20 protein-coding genes are annotated in these 18,001 nt (G+C 43.5%); 15 read left to right on the forward strand and 5 right to left on the reverse strand.

Going from position 1 to position 18,001, the window contains the following annotated elements; all coding sequences use genetic code 11:
- Positions 1-147: 147 nt before the first annotated feature.
- From ACTSEZ_RS03275 to ACTSEZ_RS03305, 7 genes are all read left to right on the forward strand, one after another.
- On the forward strand, positions 148-1,860 hold the full coding sequence (locus ACTSEZ_RS03275) for a methyl-accepting chemotaxis protein (protein ID WP_369732785.1): 1,713 nt from the start codon (positions 148-150) through the stop codon (positions 1,858-1,860).
- Positions 1,861-2,038: 178 nt separating this feature from the next.
- The gene (locus ACTSEZ_RS03280) at positions 2,039-3,271 is read left to right on the forward strand and encodes an ABC transporter substrate-binding protein (RefSeq protein WP_369732786.1); all 1,233 of its coding nucleotides are present in this window, start codon (positions 2,039-2,041) and stop codon (positions 3,269-3,271) included.
- Positions 3,249-4,904: an ABC transporter permease subunit gene (locus tag ACTSEZ_RS03285; RefSeq protein ID WP_369732787.1), complete on the forward strand. Its 1,656-nt coding sequence runs from the start codon at positions 3,249-3,251 to the stop codon at positions 4,902-4,904. The genes ACTSEZ_RS03280 and ACTSEZ_RS03285 overlap by 23 nt, the downstream gene beginning before the upstream one ends.
- A gap of 5 nt (positions 4,905-4,909) precedes the next feature.
- Positions 4,910-5,896: an ABC transporter ATP-binding protein gene (locus ACTSEZ_RS03290; protein ID WP_369732788.1), complete on the forward strand. Its 987-nt coding sequence runs from the start codon at positions 4,910-4,912 to the stop codon at positions 5,894-5,896.
- On the forward strand, positions 5,893-6,546 hold the full coding sequence (locus tag ACTSEZ_RS03295; RefSeq protein WP_369732789.1) for a TVP38/TMEM64 family protein: 654 nt from the start codon (positions 5,893-5,895) through the stop codon (positions 6,544-6,546). Before ACTSEZ_RS03290 ends, ACTSEZ_RS03295 begins: the two co-directional genes overlap by 4 nt.
- Before the next feature lie 9 nt (positions 6,547-6,555).
- On the forward strand, positions 6,556-7,137 hold the full coding sequence (locus tag ACTSEZ_RS03300) for a CDP-alcohol phosphatidyltransferase family protein (RefSeq protein WP_369732790.1): 582 nt from the start codon (positions 6,556-6,558) through the stop codon (positions 7,135-7,137).
- Between the two features lie 11 nt (positions 7,138-7,148).
- Positions 7,149-8,570 carry a dihydrolipoyl dehydrogenase family protein gene (locus tag ACTSEZ_RS03305; RefSeq protein WP_369732791.1) on the forward strand — a complete coding sequence of 474 codons (1,422 nt, stop codon included), beginning with the start codon at positions 7,149-7,151 and terminating at the stop codon, positions 8,568-8,570.
- Positions 8,571-8,581: 11 nt separating this feature from the next.
- Here ACTSEZ_RS03305 and ACTSEZ_RS03310 read toward each other — a convergent pair whose 3' ends face one another.
- Both ACTSEZ_RS03310 and ACTSEZ_RS03315 read right to left on the reverse strand, forming a co-directional pair.
- Entirely contained in the window at positions 8,582-9,658 is a 1,077-nt protein-coding gene (locus tag ACTSEZ_RS03310; RefSeq protein ID WP_369732792.1) for an NAD(P)/FAD-dependent oxidoreductase, read from the reverse strand.
- A gap of 267 nt (positions 9,659-9,925) precedes the next feature.
- Positions 9,926-10,381, reverse strand: coding sequence for a hypothetical protein (locus ACTSEZ_RS03315; RefSeq protein WP_369732793.1), 456 nt, complete (start codon positions 10,379-10,381; stop codon positions 9,926-9,928).
- Positions 10,382-10,568: 187 nt separating this feature from the next.
- On the opposite strand from ACTSEZ_RS03315, the gene ACTSEZ_RS03320 reads away from it, so the two are divergent.
- The 6 genes from ACTSEZ_RS03320 to ACTSEZ_RS03345 all read left to right on the forward strand — a co-directional run bounded on the left by ACTSEZ_RS03320 (position 10,569) and on the right by ACTSEZ_RS03345 (position 13,110).
- Complete coding sequence (locus ACTSEZ_RS03320; RefSeq protein ID WP_369732794.1) at positions 10,569-10,787, forward strand: DUF1659 domain-containing protein; 219 nt, start codon at positions 10,569-10,571, stop codon at positions 10,785-10,787.
- Between the two features lie 33 nt (positions 10,788-10,820).
- Positions 10,821-11,036, forward strand: a complete 216-nt coding sequence (locus tag ACTSEZ_RS03325) for a DUF2922 domain-containing protein (RefSeq protein ID WP_369732795.1) — start codon at positions 10,821-10,823, stop codon at positions 11,034-11,036.
- A gap of 132 nt (positions 11,037-11,168) precedes the next feature.
- Positions 11,169-11,309 carry a YvrJ family protein gene (locus ACTSEZ_RS03330; protein WP_029281653.1) on the forward strand — a complete coding sequence of 47 codons (141 nt, stop codon included), beginning with the start codon at positions 11,169-11,171 and terminating at the stop codon, positions 11,307-11,309.
- Positions 11,310-11,347: 38 nt separating this feature from the next.
- Entirely contained in the window at positions 11,348-12,211 is an 864-nt protein-coding gene (locus ACTSEZ_RS03335) for a cation diffusion facilitator family transporter (protein ID WP_369732796.1), read from the forward strand.
- A gap of 391 nt (positions 12,212-12,602) precedes the next feature.
- A complete protein-coding gene (locus ACTSEZ_RS03340; RefSeq protein ID WP_369732797.1) occupies positions 12,603-12,854 on the forward strand; it encodes a hypothetical protein in 252 nt (83 codons plus the stop codon).
- 169 nt (positions 12,855-13,023) lie between these two features.
- Positions 13,024-13,110 (forward strand): putative holin-like toxin, encoded by an 87-nt coding sequence (locus ACTSEZ_RS03345; protein ID WP_369733073.1) that lies wholly within the window; start codon positions 13,024-13,026, stop codon positions 13,108-13,110.
- Between the two features lie 238 nt (positions 13,111-13,348).
- Here ACTSEZ_RS03345 and ACTSEZ_RS03350 read toward each other — a convergent pair whose 3' ends face one another.
- Positions 13,349-13,480, reverse strand: coding sequence for a hypothetical protein (locus tag ACTSEZ_RS03350; RefSeq protein WP_267881635.1), 132 nt, complete (start codon positions 13,478-13,480; stop codon positions 13,349-13,351).
- Positions 13,481-13,709: 229 nt separating this feature from the next.
- Here ACTSEZ_RS03350 and ACTSEZ_RS03355 point away from each other — a divergent pair, with 229 nt between their 5' ends.
- The gene (locus tag ACTSEZ_RS03355) at positions 13,710-16,106 is read left to right on the forward strand and encodes a putative bifunctional diguanylate cyclase/phosphodiesterase (RefSeq protein ID WP_369732798.1); all 2,397 of its coding nucleotides are present in this window, start codon (positions 13,710-13,712) and stop codon (positions 16,104-16,106) included.
- Between the two features lie 30 nt (positions 16,107-16,136).
- Here ACTSEZ_RS03355 and ACTSEZ_RS03360 read toward each other — a convergent pair whose 3' ends face one another.
- Entirely contained in the window at positions 16,137-16,934 is a 798-nt protein-coding gene (locus tag ACTSEZ_RS03360; RefSeq protein ID WP_369732799.1) for a Cof-type HAD-IIB family hydrolase, read from the reverse strand.
- Between the two features lie 111 nt (positions 16,935-17,045).
- A complete protein-coding gene (locus tag ACTSEZ_RS03365; RefSeq protein WP_369732800.1) occupies positions 17,046-17,471 on the reverse strand; it encodes a hypothetical protein in 426 nt (141 codons plus the stop codon).
- 137 nt (positions 17,472-17,608) lie between these two features.
- On the opposite strand from ACTSEZ_RS03365, the gene ACTSEZ_RS03370 reads away from it, so the two are divergent.
- Positions 17,609-17,992, forward strand: a complete 384-nt coding sequence (locus ACTSEZ_RS03370) for a DUF6843 domain-containing protein (RefSeq protein WP_369732801.1) — start codon at positions 17,609-17,611, stop codon at positions 17,990-17,992.
- Positions 17,993-18,001: the final 9 nt, after the last annotated feature.

The following is an 18,001-nucleotide window of genomic DNA, read 5'->3' on the forward strand; positions in this document are numbered from 1 at the left end:
TCCCCTTTTTTCATAATAAATCCATTATACCAAAATACTAGAATGATATGAATAATAAGACCTATGAAAATAGACTTATTTGAAGATTAAACATTTCCTTTCTGCCTCCGATAGTAAACGTAGATAAAGAATAAAGGGGTTAAACATATGAAAAAAGCGGTCATGTTCTGGAGAAATATCAAAATTGGCTGGAAGTTCAGCTTTTCTGTTATGATGTGCATTCTTCTCTTTGCGATCTCAATGATGGTAACGTTTGCACAGCTGAGCAGAGTGGACGAACATATATCAGAAATGGACAAATTGAGCACAAGTGCAAGCACAATCACTGAGATGGGTTCGATTTTCCGGTCGATGGATATTGCCATTGCTGATTACATCATTAATCCCACAGACGAAAACAAAGAAAACTATCTTGATAAGAGAAAGAAATTGCTGGATGCAGGAGAAAAAAGCAAGAGAGAATTCAATGATCCAGAAGAAACAGCGTTATACTTGAAGATGATTCAAAATGACAAAATGTTAAATGATCTCTTTTACATAACGGTTATGCCTGCAGTCGAACAGAACAATGCGCAGACATTAAGCCAGGCTAGAGAAAGAGCGAATGTACTCAGAGATGAGACTATTGCAGCACTTTATGAGCTCCGGGACTTGAAAAACAAAGAAAGAAATGATGCGGCAGAGGATTCCCGCAGCAGCATGGAACAGATTGCTTTCACTTTGCTTTTAGCCCTTGTTGTTTCTATTGTTCTATCAGGAGCGATTACGTTCGTCGTTCAAAGAATGATTATCAGGCATTTTAACCGTGTCATCCGCTTCTCACATGAGATTTCAGCCGGGAATCTTGCTGCGCCAGACCTTGAATATGGTGGGCGGGATGAAATCGGGCAGCTGACCGCTTCCCAAAATGAGCTGAAAACAAAGATGAACAACATGGTCCGCCAAATTAAAAAAGCATCTGAAGAACTGCAAGTGCGAAGCGGAGAGTTAAACAAAGCTTCCGTCGAAGTCAATGAAGGAAGCAGGCATGTATCTGCAACGATGCAGGAGCTTGCTGCAGGTTCATCTGCGCAGTCCCATGCTTCATCAGACATCGCATCTCAAATGGATGACTTCTCAAGGCAGCTCGAAAAAGCGAATGAAGAAGGCGCCTTTATGAGGAAGTCATCACATGAAGTGATGCATTTAGTTTCACAGGGATCTGTTCAGATGAATTCATCCTCTGCCAGAATGAATGACATCATGGGTGTGATGAATACTTCTGCAGCAGAAGTCATGAATCTGGATGATAAAACAAAAGAAATTGCTGCGCTTGTTACGGTCATTGAACAAATTGCCGAACAGACGAATCTTTTATCTCTCAATGCTGCAATTGAAGCTGCGAGAGTAGGAGAGCATGGCAAGGGATTTGCCGTTGTTGCGGATGAAGTAAGGAAACTCGCTGTTGGGGTATCGGCTTCTGTATCCGATATTACAAGGATTGTTGAAGACTTCAGGAACGTTTCCAAAAATGTGGCAGCCACGTTAAACAGCGGACAGCTCCGTGTAAAAGATTCTGCTTCCTCTATTAAGCAAACAGGTGAATCATTTGAGATGATCACCAAATCGATCCGAAAGCTTGATGAAAAGATAGCCAATGTAGACGATTATATGAAAACAATTGCAAGCGGGATGGTGCTCGTCAACAGGGCGGCAGAAGAAGTTGCTGCTGTTTCTGAGGAGTCAGCGGCAGGGATTGAAGAAGTTTCCGCTTCTGTGCACCAGTCTTCTGAAAACATAAGAGAGGTGGCAGCCTCCTCCGACCGTCTGAAAGCTCTGTCTGATGAACTCTCCCAGCTCGTTGGAGAATTTCAAGTATGAGCACGAAACCTGATCATAATTGGTCAGGTTTTTTTAGCTTAAGAGCATATGAGGAAAAAATTACTGTCATCCAAACCGGAACCTTATCCGTTATCTTTTCAGGAAAGCATATTCCTGCTTGAATCCGCGTCAGGTTAATAGCATCATGAAGAGAGGATGACCTTTAAAGGAGGATTATATGAAGCCATTTATACTGTTTTTAATTTTGTTGACAGCGGCAGCCGGTTGCTCCCAATCGTCTGCTCCAAATAAAAATCGGGAGGCACTGGATCTATCGTGGGAAGAGATTGCAAAAGAGGCAGATGGAACGACAGTCCGAATGTTTATGTGGGGCGGTGACGAGGGAATTAACCAGTACATTGACGACTGGGCTGCGCCAAGACTTAAAGAGAAATACGGACTGAACCTTGAACGGGTTCCGATGGACGCCCCTGAATTTCTTCAAAAGCTCCTGAACGAGAAAAAGGCCGGAGAAACCAAAGGTTCAACAGATATTATCTGGATTAACGGAGAAAACTTTAAAAATGCCAAAAACAGTGATCTTCTTTACGGGCCATTTACAAAAAAACTTCCGAATTTCAAAAAACATATCAACAGGGATGCCCTTGATATTCAGTATGATTTCGGAGAAAAAACAGAAGGTCTTGAAGCACCGTGGGGCAAGGTGCAGTTTGTTTTTCACTATGACGGGGCGAAGGTGGAGAATCCCCCGGCATCTCTTGAAGAACTTAAACAATGGGCAGAGGAAAATCCCGGAAAGTTCACCTACCCCGATGCTAATGACTTCACGGGAAATGCTTTTTTAAGGCATGTTTTCTATGAGTCGGGAGGAGGAGCAGAGCGGTTTCTGAAAGAAGGTTTTGATGAAGAACTTGCAGCCTCATCAAGCTCTGATATGTGGGCCTATCTGAATGATCTGAAACCATCTCTCTGGAAAAAAGGATCTGCCTACCCTAATTCTCTGACAGAGCTTGACAGACTGTACAGCAGCGGGGAAGTGTGGATGACAATGGGCTATAACGAAGCAAGAGCGGAAAGTTTAATCGAAAAAGGAATTTTCCCTGAAACGACCAAATCGTTCGTGCTTGATTCCGGATCACTCGGAAACACTCATTTTCTGGGTATTCCTTTCAACACTCAGAACCCGGAAGGCGCTATGACGGCCATCAACTTCTTCATGTCTCCTGAAGCACAGCTTGCGAAGCATGACAGCACATATTGGGGAGAGGGAATGGCAGTTGATCCGGAAACATTTAATGAGGAGCAAAAGAAGCAGTTTAAAGAAATCGAGAGGGGACAGTCAGTGCTCCCTCAGGATGTCCTTCAAAAAGCGCTTGTTCCTGAAGTGGATGCACAATACGTTAACTGGTTAAAGGAGAATTGGCTGAATGAAGTGGCAGGAAAGAAATAGGCTGAAGCCTGTCGTCCCCTCAGTCCTGTTTACATTAGTAATGGTTTTTGCAGGACTGTGGCTTGCTGCGGCTGAGAGCTTAACGGCGCCTGATGGAGCGAAAAGCCTGTCAGCGTATCACGATCTTTTTACTAATGAGTCTTTCAGGGATTCATTGGTTTACAGTTTGAAAATCACCCTGCTGTCGACAGTCATTTCTATTTTGGCAGGTTTATTGATTATCAGGTCTGTCTATCCGCTTTTGAAAAAAAGATATCTTAAGCTTGCTGCATGGATTCCAATGCTTTTCCCCCATTTTGTGTGGGGGTACATGCTGTTTTTGCTGCTATCACAAAACGGCTGGATTTCGTCCATTTCAGTTGAACTGGGACTGATCTCTTCATCAGGCGCTTTTCCTGATCTGATGAAAGATTCACAAGGGACCGGCATTATTCTCACATATGTATGGAAAGAGATTCCGTTCGTTCTTCTCATCCTTCTTCCTGTCTATCTGCAGCTGAATACGGGACGCAAAGATGCTGTGTATACTCTCGGAGGTAATGAATGGGATGCTTTTAAGCTGGTGGAATGGCCGGTGCTCATCCCCAGTCTGATCGAAATCTTTATTCTTTTGTTTTCTTTTATTTTCGCAGCCTACGAAGTGCCTGCTCTGCTTGGGACGACTTACCCGAAAATGGTTTCTGTTTTAACTTATGAGTGGTTTTATTCGGGCGACTGGAGCAGAAGACCTGCTGCATTTGCTGTTATGATTCTCTCAACTGCTGTCATTCTGGCAGCTCTTGCAGCTGTTTATCTCCTGCTGAATAAGCAAAGAGAGAGAATAACGAAGTCCAGTACGGTTGAAAGCATGCCTCATGGGAATGGATCCCGTACTGTGATGGCCGTTCTGATTATTCTGTTCGCAGCCCCGGTCGTATTCGTTATCGCAAAAAGTATGACATCTGGATGGACCGGACTGCTTCCGGAAACTTTTTCCGGAAGAGGATACGCTTTATTGATGGATGAGCCAAAACTAGCAGAAGCTTTGTCTCAGTCCATTACGATTGCCGTTTGTGTGATTGTGATGAACCTGCTGCTCGGCATACCTGCTGCCCAGGTTCTTGCCCACTATTCTTTTAAATGGAAATCAGCAGTTGAAACGCTGCTGCTTACACCTGTCATTGTGCCGGTTCTGGCGATCGCAATGGGACTTCATACAGTGTTTATCCAGGCAGGCTTGGCCGGGTCGCTTTCAGGTGTTGTCCTGATCCACCTGCTCCCGACTCTGCCCTACACCATCAAAGTGATGCGTTCAGGATTTGAAAGAGCGGGAGTTTTGACCGGCGAACAGGCAGCTTTGCTTGGAGCCGGCAAGTTTAAAGTGTTTTACACCATTTATTTTCCTCAGCTGATCCCGTCAATAAGAAGCGTTATTTTTCTGGCATCAACAATCTCCCTAAGCCAGTATTTGCTTACAGCTCTAATAGGAGGGGGAAATGTACTTACACTTGCAGGTCTGTATTTTCCTTACTTCAGCAGTGCAGATGACACGGTGATCGCGAGTTTTTCCATGCTGTTTGCCATCCTTCCAATTGGAATCTGGCTTTTGTTTGAAGGGCTGCTTCGCTTAGTAACTCCATATCAGAAAAGGTGATCGGTTTGAATCAAGGAATAGAACTATGCGCGTTAACAAAAATGTATAAGCAAAAGCCTGTTTTTAAAAGGATGGACTTGTTCATACCCAAAGGGGAAATTGTTTCGCTTGTCGGTCCTTCAGGGACAGGAAAGACGACTTTGCTGCGGTGCATTGCAGGACTTGAGACGCTTGATGAGGGTGAAATTAAGATCAACGGAGAGAATGTAACCTGGAGTAAACCCCAGAAACGGCCGGTCGTCATGATGTTTCAGCAACCTCTGCTTTTTTCGCATATGACGGTATTTGAAAACGTTGAGTACGGTTTAAAGGCCGCCAAAAAGAAAAACCGGCGGGAACAGGTCGCTGCGATGCTTGAAAAAGTGGATATGTCAGCTTATTCAGATGCTTATCCAAACGAGTTATCAGGCGGCCAGCAGCAAAGGATTTCTCTTGCGAGGGCACTCATTGTGAAACCCCAGCTGATCCTTTTGGATGAGCCGTTTTCAAGTCTTGATCCTGAGCTCAGGAAAAAAATGAGAATGTGGGTAAGAAGGCTGCTTAAGGAAGAGGGCATGTCTGCATTATTTGTTACACATGATATGGAAGAAGCGATGTACATGGGGGACCGGGCAGCCGTTCTTGCTGACGGCAGGGTTCATCAGGCAGATGTCCCGGAAACCGTCTATCTGCATCCTAAAACGGAAGCTGCTGCTTCAATCTTCAGCGAAGGGATGATGACCGGCAGCGGCTCGTTTGTGCACGTCAGCAATCTAAGGCTTGCTGTCGATAAGAATGAGCAGTATCCATACAGCTATGCTGCTGAAATTGAACACATTTTTATGAGGCATGGCGCCACTTTCTATACGCTTAAACTGAAAGATGCAAATGATAGAATAACCATCCATTCAGATCTATCGGCAGGTATTCAGGATTCAGTCTATGTTGAAGTCATTCATCCGGAACTCATTCAGTGGTTTGATCATTCCGAAAAAGAGGAAGATGCAGGATGAAAAAGAAAAGTGTATGGAAATTGCTTTTCATTATAACGGGAGCGGGAGTACTGCTTTGGTTCAACAGCCGTTATCTGAATCTGCAGCCTAAGACGATCAAGGACTGGATATTATCTTTCGGGGCCGCTGCACCGCTCCTTTACATCGTTTTATATTCAGTCAGACCGTTAATTCTTTTTCCCGCGTCTGTCATGTCGCTTGCAGGCGGATTGGCTTTCGGTCCCTATTTGGGGACACTGTATACTATGGCCGGAGCAACTATTGGAGCCGTAGTTGCCTATTTGGCAGCCGGCACCTTCAAACTCGACATGTTCAGGAAATCAGAAAATCAAAGAATGAAGACACTGAAAAAGCAGCTTGAGCAGAACGGATTTTTCTATGTGCTTATCCTCAGATTGATACCGATTGTCCATTTTGATGTCATAAGCTATGCAGCCGGCATTTCAAAAGTGAGGCTTCTTCCATTTGCAGCTGCAACTTTTATAGGGGTAATCCCGGGTACAATTGCCTTCACCTTTTTAGGATCTAGCTTTGCCGAAGGGAACGTGCTGCTGCTTGCTGCTGCAGGAGCTGTATTTCTTCTTTTGATGCTCTTGCCCCTTCTTTTCAGGGAAAAAGTAAAACAGCTGCTCACCAATGAATCGAAATGAGGAAAATGTATGCTAGATACACATGCAAGAAAATATGTTCAGCCCATCATCCAACATTCTGCAAAGAGCCTCCTGCGAGCGGGGCTCACGGCGAATCAGGTGACGGTTCTGGCTTTTATCATCGGTTCATCTTCCGGCTTTTTCGTTTATATCGGACAGCCTTTATGGGCCTTGGCCGTACTGTGGCTATCCGGATATTTGGATGCCGTTGACGGAACGATGGCGAGGCTTACTAAACCTTCAGGCTTTGGAACCGTTCTTGACATTACATTTGACAGGGTGGTTGAAATAAGCGTCATCGTAGGCCTTGCGGTTGCGTTTCCTGATGCGCGGCTAGCCCTTGTGCTATTATCGGTTTCTATTATCCTTTCAATGACCATCTTCCTTACAGTAGGGGCCGTCAGCGAAAAGCAGGGAGTGAAAACCTTTTATTATCAGGCTGGACTGGCTGAGAGGACAGAAGGATTTATTTTGTTTTCTCTAATGATTCTTTTAACTGATCACCTTATTCTTATTACCTATTTATTTTTTGCAATTGAACTGTTTACAGCCATGCAGAGGCTGAGAGAAGCTAAAACCATTTTGAAATAGGGGGATCAGACATGGAATATGACGTAATTGTGATTGGCGGAGGATCAGGGGGGCTGACAGCTGCTGCAGGCGCAGCAAGCTTTGGGGCGAGGACAGCTTTAATTGAAAAAGAGAAAGCTTTAGGGGGGGACTGCCTTCACGCCGGCTGTGTTCCTTCTAAAGCTTTTATCGCTGCAGCAAACAAAGTATACAGCGCTAAAAAAGCAGCAGCCGCATACGGGCTTACCTCAGGCGGCAAAGCCGACATGAAAAAAGTGATGGAGTCCGTTCAAAGGGCGATAGCTGTTATTCAGGAGCATGATGGCGATGAGCGGTTTGAGAATCTTGGGATTGATGTGATTCACGGCGAGGCCGTTTTTGTTTCAAGTCATGAAATCAGTGTGGGAGATAAAATTCTAAAAGGGAAGAAAATCATTCTTGCAACAGGCTCAAGACCGGCGGTTCCGGATATTGACGGCATCCGCGATTGCGGCTATTTGACAAACCGGAATGTATTTCAGCTTGAGGTTTTGCCCGAAAGCCTTGCCGTTATAGGCGGAGGACCTATCGGAGTGGAGCTTGCCCAGGCATTCTCAAGACTTGGGACCGAAGTAACACTTATTGAAAGGTCCTCATTGCCGCTCTCAAAAGAAGATGATGAAATCAGGGAAACCGCAGCGCGCCTGCTTGGAAAGGAATTTACCATTTTAACTGAAGCATCCATTGAATCAGTATCTTCTTTTGAAGACAGGAAAGAACTTGTGATAAGGCAAAATGATGTCCTTAAAACGCTTGAAGTGAGCCATATTCTCGTAGCAGCCGGAAGAAAACCGAACAGTGATGGGCTAAAGCTTGAAACAATCGGTGTTGAGTGCGACGAGAAAGGAGCCGTAAAAGTCAACCGGTCCATGCAGACGAACATTCCTCATATTTTTGCCATCGGAGATGTTAACGGAAGCCAGCTTTTTACTCACGCTGCCGGCATGGAGGGAAAAGGGGTCGTACAAAAAGCAGTTTTGGGATTGCCTCATACCGTCAAGTATGACAGCATGCCTTGGGTTACATATACGCACCCGGAGATTTTTCATCTTGGCATGACAGAGGATGAAGCTCGGAAAAACCACAAGGATATTGGGGTATATAAGGCTGATCTCAATGAAGTGGACAGATTTATAGCCGAAGATGAGACAGAGGGATTTGTGAAAATAATAACGGATAAACACGGCTCTATTTTAGGTGCCCATGCAATAGGAGAGGGAGCGGGAGACTGGATGCAGCCGGTCGTATTTGCCAGTCAGCTCGGGAAAAAAATCGGCGATCTTTCCCAGATGGTCTATCCCTATCCAAACAGGGCGGCAGCTGTTCAAAAAACGGCGGACCTTTACTGGAGAGAGAAACTTTTTTCAGGGATTGTGCCTAAGCTGACAGAAAAATGGATCAAAGTAAAACGCTGAAGAAGAATTCTTCAGCGTTTCATCTTTTTCATATATCTTTTGTCAATCCAGTGCTTTATTTTCCAGGGGAGACGTCCATAAAAAAAGAAATTTCCATAAAGGAGAAATCCCTTTTTATCTCCTGCGGAAAGGATGCTTATATAGCGTTTTTGAGGTTTGAACGGCTTTAGCTTCTGCCCCAGCTGAAATCTCTTGACAGTATCGAACAAGACTGGAGCCTGCCGGATGGCATACACGCCGTTCTTTGCAAGACCAGGGTATTCCTCAAACGACACACAGTCTCCTGCACCAAAAATATAGGGAAACTGAACGGATTGAAGAGTTTTGGAGACTAGCATAAATCCTTTCTCATCGCATGCAATACCGCTTTCCTTCAGCATGGGATGCGGAGCCGGTCCTGTAAGGATAAGCGCTGCGTCGAAAGGAATTGTACTGGCTTCTGTCTGTATGAATTGCAGTTTGGCGGATACAGCTGACTGATGGAGAAAGAGCCGGATGCTGTTTGCTTCAAGCAGACGTTTCAATCCTTTTGAGATATTTTCATCTGCAGAAGGCAATATGCCGCTGTTTGAAAGAATCGCAACATTTGAAGGGAACCCGTTTTTCCTTCTGTATGCTGATACGGATAAAGCAAGCTCTAAACCTGCGATTCCTGCTCCGACTATAACGGGCAGGTTTGCTTCTCTGAATCTCCTCATCTTTTCAGGAAAGGTATAAGAAGGCTTTATGGAATGAACTGCTGGATGACCGGGAAAAAGGGAATGACTTTCTGACCCGAGGTTCAGGCTGAGCATGTCAAAAGCCAGCTTTTCCCCTGTTTGAAGAAGAACCTCCTTTTTCAATGGATCAATTCTAACTGCTTCTGCTTTTAAAAACTGCGCTCCTGTTCTTTTGCAGAGTGCCTCTACACTGAAAGTGAGATCCGCTTCATCATAAAGCCCTTCTGAAAATCCGGAGAACATGCCGGAGTAAAATTGATACTCAGAAGGAGACACACATGTAATGCGGCAATTCCATTTTTCTGATTTTGCTCTCTGAAGGAAGGAAGCGTGAACATGCCCTCCTCCAAGCAGCACCAAATGCTTCATTCAAACACCCCTTGACCGCAATGAAAAGCACACTCGCATACAGCGCAGTGTGCAATAAGTAGTTGTAATAGTAGACTGTGCTTATGTGAAAGTCTGATTGATTCAGCCATGCCGGTACCACTTACACAACGTAAGCCCTGCCTCTCAAACGTCCTTGCGGTTCCAAGCCCGCGCCAGCTGGAGTAAGTGAATTCATGATTGGCTGAAATCTTGCCTCTAGCCATTATTTACCCGATATTCCGGTTGTGAAACACAGCTTGGAGAGTTTTATTTCATCTTGAGAAGCAGGTATCTCACGAAAAATCCAGCAGAGAGTCCAGGGATTAAAGACAGCATAGGCAGCCAGATTGGCCCGGGCAAAACTCCAAAGAGCCTCACTTTGGGGGACAGCATTAACCCGACTGTTACGAAATATGCACACGATGCAAATGGCAGAAAGGACAGCTCAGGCTGATGTCCATCTGCATGTTTGTAAGCATCATACATGGCATACATGTAGATGCATGGATAAAACATGAGCCATCCAAAGTCAACCGTCTGAAAAGCTGTATTTATTTCCCCTAAAAAGCTCAGCATAATTCCTCTGTTAAAATGGCTGTACGTATTTATGATCACTTCCAGAGCAATAAAAAGGATCCCCTTCACCAGCTGTTTGTTCAGCAGCTGCCCAAACCCCGGAAATGCTATGCTCCATAACAAAACTTCAAGCTTAGTTGTTTTCACATTCTAACCTGCCTATCCCTGTCTGTCTTATGTATAAAAGAATATGACCTAATGTTATTTTCTGTAAAAAAACAGAGAACATACAGTAAATTTCAGCATGAAAAGTAAAAGATGAAAAAAATGATGCCTGACAAAGCTACTCCATTCATGAAATCCATGTATAACATTCATGAAAGGAGGTGATGAAATGGCAGAAACAGTCATTCTTGATTCACAGCTCCGCCTTGTGTTTGATATGGGTGTAAATGAAAAGGGCGAGCCGGCAGTCAAGTACAAAAATTACAACAACATTAAGACTTCGGCAACGCCTGAACAGCTGCTTCAGGCAGCAGCAGCCATTGCGGAACTGCAGACGGAAACGCTTTTGCATGTTGAACGCAATGATTCTCATCAAGTAATGGCGTAATGAAAAAACAGCTGGAGACAAGGAGGTGGGACTATGGCAAAAACACTTGAACTTCATTTTTTAAATGAAGAAGGAAAGATCGTGAAAATAATGATTGATTCTCCGAAAGAACCTGTTGTGCCCGGTGATGTGGCATTAGCAATGGATGAAATTCTGGCATCCAACGCATTTTTTTCAGCGGGGGGAAACTTCATCAGCAAAAAGGGAGGCCGCATCGTTGAGCGCAATGTAGCTGACCTGACGATTTAAAGATTAGGGCCGGATCTGATGCACGGAGGATCCGGCCCTTTCCTGTATTCAAATCATGCCGGCTGTTTACAGCTGAATAGATGTGTTTTCAGTCTTAGTGCAATAAATGATGGAAAAGGAGGAAACCCTATTATGGAAGAATGGATTCAAGTAGTGAGTGAAGTCGGATTTCCAATCGTGGTGACGCTCTATTTGCTGCATAGAATTGAAAGTAAACTGGACACTCTGAACAGTACGATCCAGATGCTTCCAAATCAGCTGAACAGCAAGTAAGACTGTGCCGGCATTCACCGGCGTTAGGAAGTGAACAAGTGGATGTTTATAATGACCTGAAAAAGGGGGAGCGCGGTGCCTGGCTGAGCATCGCATCCTATTTAATTCTGGCCGCAGCAAAACTCTCGATCGGCTATCTTTATTCCTCTCAGGCTCTGCTTGCAGACGGCCTGAACAACGGCACAGACGTTATTGCTTCTGCTGCCGTTCTGATTGGTTTGAAAATCTCCCAGAAGCCGCCCGATAAGGACCACCCGTATGGACATTTTAAAGCAGAGGCCATTGCTGCGCTTGTTGCATCTTTTATTATCATGTCAGTGGGGCTTCAGGTATTATTTGAAGGCTTTAAGTCCATTATTGAGCCGAAAACAGAATCCCCAAGCTTAATTACCGCATGGACGGCCATTATCAGTGCGGCCCTTATGTATGGTGTTTACAGGTATAACCGTGCTCTGGCTGTAAAAATCAATTCCAAAGCGCTGATTGCCGCCGCACATGACAACAGGTCAGATGCGCTCGTGAGTCTCGGGGCATTTGCCGGTATTGCCGCCTCTCAGTTCGGGATTGCGTGGCTTGATACTCTCACAGCCATTACCATTGGGTTTATTATCTGTAAAACGGCATGGGATATCTTTAAAGAAACCGCCCATTCTCTGACAGACGGTTTTGATGATCAAAAGCTTCTCAGCTTTAAATCCACCGTTGAATCGACACCGGGTGTCGACCGAATAAAGGATATTAAGGCAAGGTATCTCGGAAGCAGTGTTCTCGTTGATGTCGTTATTGAGGTCCATGCCGGATTGAATGTGACTGAAAGCCATGAAATAACAGATCTTGTTGAAAGCAGGTTGGAAAAGGAACACCGGATATCTCATGTCCATGTTCATATAGAACCATCGTAAATGCAGCTGAGACATAAATAAAAAAGGGTGAATTTGAGTTGTAATTGTAAAATTCATCCTTTTTTTATTTATGTTTATTAACGCAGGATCTTTTAATCTGATACATGATGCCATAGCGTAGGATTTATTCATTTTCTTACGTTATAATCTCCAGCTGGTGTTCAAAAAACATAAGATACATATCTTTTTGTACGAATTTCAGCTCTGAATCTATTCAATGCGTGGATGAACAATGTTTCAGAAATCCGACTGTCCTATGTTTTTTCCCAGCCTTTTTATAACTGATGCAGCCTGGCATCGGCCGCAGAATTATTTCTCGACAGAATCATACAAAGGGAATTCTGCTCCTGAAGCGAATGTAATAACGTATGAAACGTAAGGAGGATGAATCATGAGGGAGAAAGAAAAAGCAGCTAAAATCAAAGAACTGAGTGATGAGATTCTGCGAAAAGTGCTCCATGACGGATACGCACCTGATGCTTATTCACTTAAGAACGTGGTCGAACTGCTGTCAAGATCCGTTTATGATCTGTCGGAGATGTACGTGAACGATCAGTGCAACCATGAAGAAACGCTTAAAGGAACACTTGCTAAGATGCAAATCTGCTTAAACACAATGGACCGCACCAAAGTTAAGACTTAACCTGAGGGCACACATAAGCTCTCTTTTTTTTTTGCTCTTTCGGGAGCTTATTAGTAAAATAGCATCAAAATACAAACGTATGTTCCTGTTTTGTTCGATAAATGTTATAATGGACTTGCAGGTCAATCTTTTATGGATCAGTTTGAACCCCTGGGGAAAGGGGGGATGAATGGTGACTATATTTGAGAGCTTAGTTGTGATGGTTTCATTTGCTACGCTGATTGTAGCCGTGCTTGGCTTCGGACAAAAAAAATAGACCTCGGTATGTTCCTTGAGGCCCGTGCAATCAAAAAGATGATGCTGATCCATATGAGTGCAGTTTGACTGCTTTGGCTGTAGATGTGGCACCATCTGCAGCTTCACGTAAACATTATATCATAAAAAAAGTAAAAATCCCTGCCCGCATGCTGATTTTTAAAAAATTCAGCGCTTGCCGGAACATAGGAAAAAGGACGGTTAAATAAACCGTCCTTATCAGCTTACACTATGTAAACTTATTTTTGTTTTTTGTTAGCTTTTTGCTGATTCATTTCTTGTGCAAATTCTGTATCAGCTTGCTGATTTTGCTGGTTTTGCTGCTGTTGCTGCATATTTTGCTGCTGCTTGTTGTTTTGCTCTTGCTTCATTTTTTTCCCCTCCTTTCAAGGTGAAATTCACTTTCGTTCGATAGTTTGCATCAAAATACCGCATTTTAAACCTCTTTTTATCATTTTTTTGGAAACAATCTAGAATTTCACTCTTTTAACTTGAAAAATAGTTTGGGATACTGAGGGCAAAATTTATAAAAAACGAACAGAACATCTTAACTATCTCCGCTTTCGTTCGATATAAGGGATGAGGGGGGAGTTCAGATTGATGTTTGTGAATGCAGATTTGCTGCTGGTTTTACTTGTCATGCTCTTATCCATAGCTAGTTATCATCTTGCTCCTATATTTGCCGCCATCCGCAAATACAGTGTAAAACCTTCCTTTAGAACGAATCCATGGATAATGAGCCTGCTGCTGGGGTTCATGTTCTGGCTGACGCACGTAACGGCTGTTTTCTCTGCCGGTCTTCCTGTTTCAGAAAAATGGTTCTCTTTTTATTTGGTGCTCAGCTTTTGTTTATGCAGCATGATCGCTGTCTTTTCAATCAGATCGGGAGACACAGAAAATTTCAATACCTCAGCGTATTTTAAGACCGGATTTTGTATGTCTGCCGGCATTGTGATGGTTGATTTTATCGGCTACATGGTCATTTTCAGCGATCATTTGGAAATTAAGCCGCTGCTGATTCTTTTTGCTTTGCTCCTGTCAGTTGCCTTCAGTTTTTCGGCTGTAAGACTTTTGCTGATCGCTCTTCAGGACAGGGCAATGAACCAGAGCAGATCCATCAGGTATCGTACAGCAGGCAGCATCATCGGAGGAATAGCACTTTCGGGAATTCCGTATGTCATCATGACATCTGTCCTGGATTTTGAATTTGCAGAAGGCGGAAAATATGTGTATTTGCTTCCGTTCCTATTCGTTTTCTTTTTAAATTTTATCCTTACTTTGATTCCGGATCTATACAGCCATACAATGATGTATGAACAGACTAAGAGAATTCATGAAAAAGAAGAGAGATTCAGGTCCCTGTTTCATCAAAGCCCTGATGCTGTTATTTCGACAGATTTAGAGGGAACCATTACATCTGTCAACAAAATCGCAGGAGTGATGACTCAGATGAATGAATCAGAGCTGATTGGCCTGCGCTTTTTAGAGCTGATTCACAAAGAGGATCATCAAAAAGTGATGCACTATTTTTCTGAAATTGTAACGGGCACTCTTATCGATAATGATCTCTCTTTAAAAATGAAGCAAAAGAACGGTGATGACCTCGATATTCTCATCACAGCCGTAAGGCAGGTAGTAAACAATGAAGTTGTAGGTGTATACGGAGTCATAAAGGATATTACGGAAAGCAAAAAAGCTCAAACCCGGATTAACTACCTCGCATATCACGATGAGCTGACCGGATTGCCCAACAGAAGATTCTTTGTGCAAAAATTGTCTGAAGTTATCGCAAAAGAAAAAACATTTGCTGTATTGAGTCTTGATTTTGACAGGTTTAAAAGGCTCAATGATCTTTATGGCTACGCTTTTGGAGATCAGGTTTTCATTAAAATTGCAGAGCGTCTGTCTGCTGTGCTTCCCGAAAGGTCGTTTGCAGCAAGGCTTGGGGGAGATGAGTTCAGTGTCATTCTGCTGGATGTCTCACTTGAGGAAGCAAATGAACTTGCACATGACATGGTTCATCACTTCAGGCTGCCCATGAAGGTCAGAGGAAATGACTGTCTTGTAACAGCGAGCATCGGCGCTTCCCACTATCCGACTCACAGCACGGATGAGGAACTGCTGCTGAAGTATGCGGATATTGCCATGTATGATGTAAAGATAAACGGCTCTAACAGCTGGAGCATCTATACACAGGAAATGAACAATAAAATGATCGAAAAAATCAAAATCGAAAATGAATTGAGAAAAGCTATTCAGTACGGGGAGCTTACGGTTTACTTCCAGCCCAAATTTAAAGAGAATCTGTCAACAATCATCGGGGCTGAAGCGCTGGTCAGGTGGAATCATAAGGAACTTGGATTTATTCCTCCTTCAACGTTTATTCCAATTGCTGAAGAAACTGGCCTGATCTTTGATCTTGAAAGGTTTGTCATTGGAGAAGTTGGAAAACACGTACAGCTGTGGGAAAGAAAAAACGCATCCTTTGGAAGAATTTCAATCAATATTTCACACCTGCATCTTTATCAGGATGATTTAGTGCAGACAATCGACGATGTTCTCTCTGATTACAATATAAGGGCCTCGAGTCTAGAGCTTGAGATAACTGAAACAGCCATGATGGACAATGAGCTTGAGGCAAACATGAAACTTTCCCTGCTAAGAGACAGAGGAATCGAAATCAGCATGGATGACTTTGGAACAGGCTACAGTTCCTTAAGCTATCTTCAAAAACTGAATATCGACAGGCTGAAAATCGATCAGTCTTTTATTAAGGAAATGGAGCATCAAAATGGAAACGAAGCTATTGTCTCGATGATCATTTCAATGGCACACCATCTTAACTTAAAGGTTATTGCTGAAGGTGTGGAGACCTTGATGCAAAAAGAACTGCTCTCAAACCTCGGCTGTCTTGAATTTCAGGGATACCTTGGCGGCAGGCCTATCCCGGCTGATGAATTTTTTGCCGAGTACCTTGCCAGCGGGAAAGCAAGCTAAAAAAAGGCGAGTATCTCGCCTTTTTTGCCGTTATCCCTTATTGTCATTGATCTCCAGCACTTTTAAAATCGCATCCCCGACAGAAGCTGCAGTATAGGCGGCTTCTTTCTTTACCTCAGGCAGCGCATTTTCCATAGCAAAGCTGAACGGGGTTAAGCGGAACATGGGAATATCGTTAAAAGAATCGCCGATGCAGGCAATTTCCGAAGGCGAAATGTCAAGGTGCTCGATCAGCATGTGAAGCGCATTTCCTTTGCTGATATGTTTCGGCATAATGTCCAGGCACTGCCTGTCGGATATGTACGTTTCAATTGTATCAGGATAGCTCTCGCGGAGTTTTTTCTGCAGGGGCAGCAGGGACTCATACTCACCAAGTATGGAGATCTTTGAAGCTTTAATATCCCTGCCTATCCCTTCAGCCAATTGTTCATTTTCTGTTATGGGAGCAAACATCCGGGATTCAATGCTTGTCACGGCTTCATTCCGCCGCTCTGTATAATTGGTGCTGTAGTCTGCGACAATTGTAATAAAATCTTCAGATCGAACAACTTCAAACACTTCGTGTGCAATCACACTTTCAAAAGTAAGAGCATGCAGCGATTCATCGCTGTCAGTGTTGATAAAGGCTCCGTTCTGACTGATCCGGTGGTATTTTTCACCGATTTTCGTTAAGATCTCCCCAATCTCCACATCCATTCGTCCAGAAGCAAGGCATATATCCACACCTGATTTTTTCAGCTGCTTTAAGGCTTCAATGTCTTTTTCCGAAACTTCTTTCTGATGATCCAGCAGTGTCCCGTCGAGATCACTTACAAATAACTTAATCATGCCGGAGTTCCTCCCTTTCGGTATTTTGCTTAAAAGCATAACACTTGGTTTATTTTAAAGAGACATTGCTGCGGCTGCAATTAAATGGTCTTTTGTAAGCTGTCTTCTTTTTCAGGGCTGGTCTACTCCAAGGGTTTTAATCATGTTCTCAGGGCTGTAGGTTATTTCAAAGAACAGTGGCTTGTTTTCATCTGTAAACAAGATCAGGCGGGGATCGTCTTCTTTGCTGTATACGATCATTCCTTCTGATACGATGCCATTGAACCACTTATTTTCTACTTTAAATGGCATAACAGGCTGAATGAGCACAAGATATCCTTTTTTAGGAAGCGGGTTTATTTTTACAGTAATGCCTTTCATTGATTGAATAGCCTTCTTCAACTCATTTGAATAGTAGTCAGTAGAAGGAGCAGTCTTTACAACATCACCCGTCTCTACATCAATTACTTTCACTTCCTTTACTTCTGCATATCCCTTGACTGCAGGCAGGGCTATAAGGAAGAAGATCGATAAAAAGCATATGATTTGTTTTTTCATGATGAACACCTCTTTTGTACTTTCCCCAATATCGCAGATTATTTTCTGGCAGTAATTTCATGAAGGCGGACAGGAGGATAGATTTACATGAATGGCCAATCCTAACGAATAGTCATGATATTGAAGGAGTGATTTGAATGAAAAACCTATTTATTTTCGTTTTGGCGTTATCCCTTTTAACAGGATGTAAACAGGCAGATCAGGGCCAGCGGACATTTCTAATTCCTGAAGGTTTTACTGGCTGGGTGACCGTTCACAATAAGCCTTCCGAAGGTGAAGGCGAGAGAGAATATAAAGTGTCAGAAGAGGGGCATGCAGAAGTGAAGGAAAAAGATATTCATGATGGATGGGCCTCCAATAAGTATTATTACGTGGATAAAGAGGGAAAACGCAAAGAGCTTTCAGAAGGGAAGATGATCCACGGCGCGTCAGCCGGAGATGAGAATAAAGGAGAAGCCTTTTTTTTCGTAGGAAATAAAGAGGATTTTGAAAAAACAGAGTATACACCGGAAGATAAATAACGGCAAGCT

Source organism: Metabacillus mesotrionivorans (genome assembly GCF_052171315.1).
Lineage (GTDB): Bacteria > Bacillota > Bacilli > Bacillales > Bacillaceae > Bacillus_P.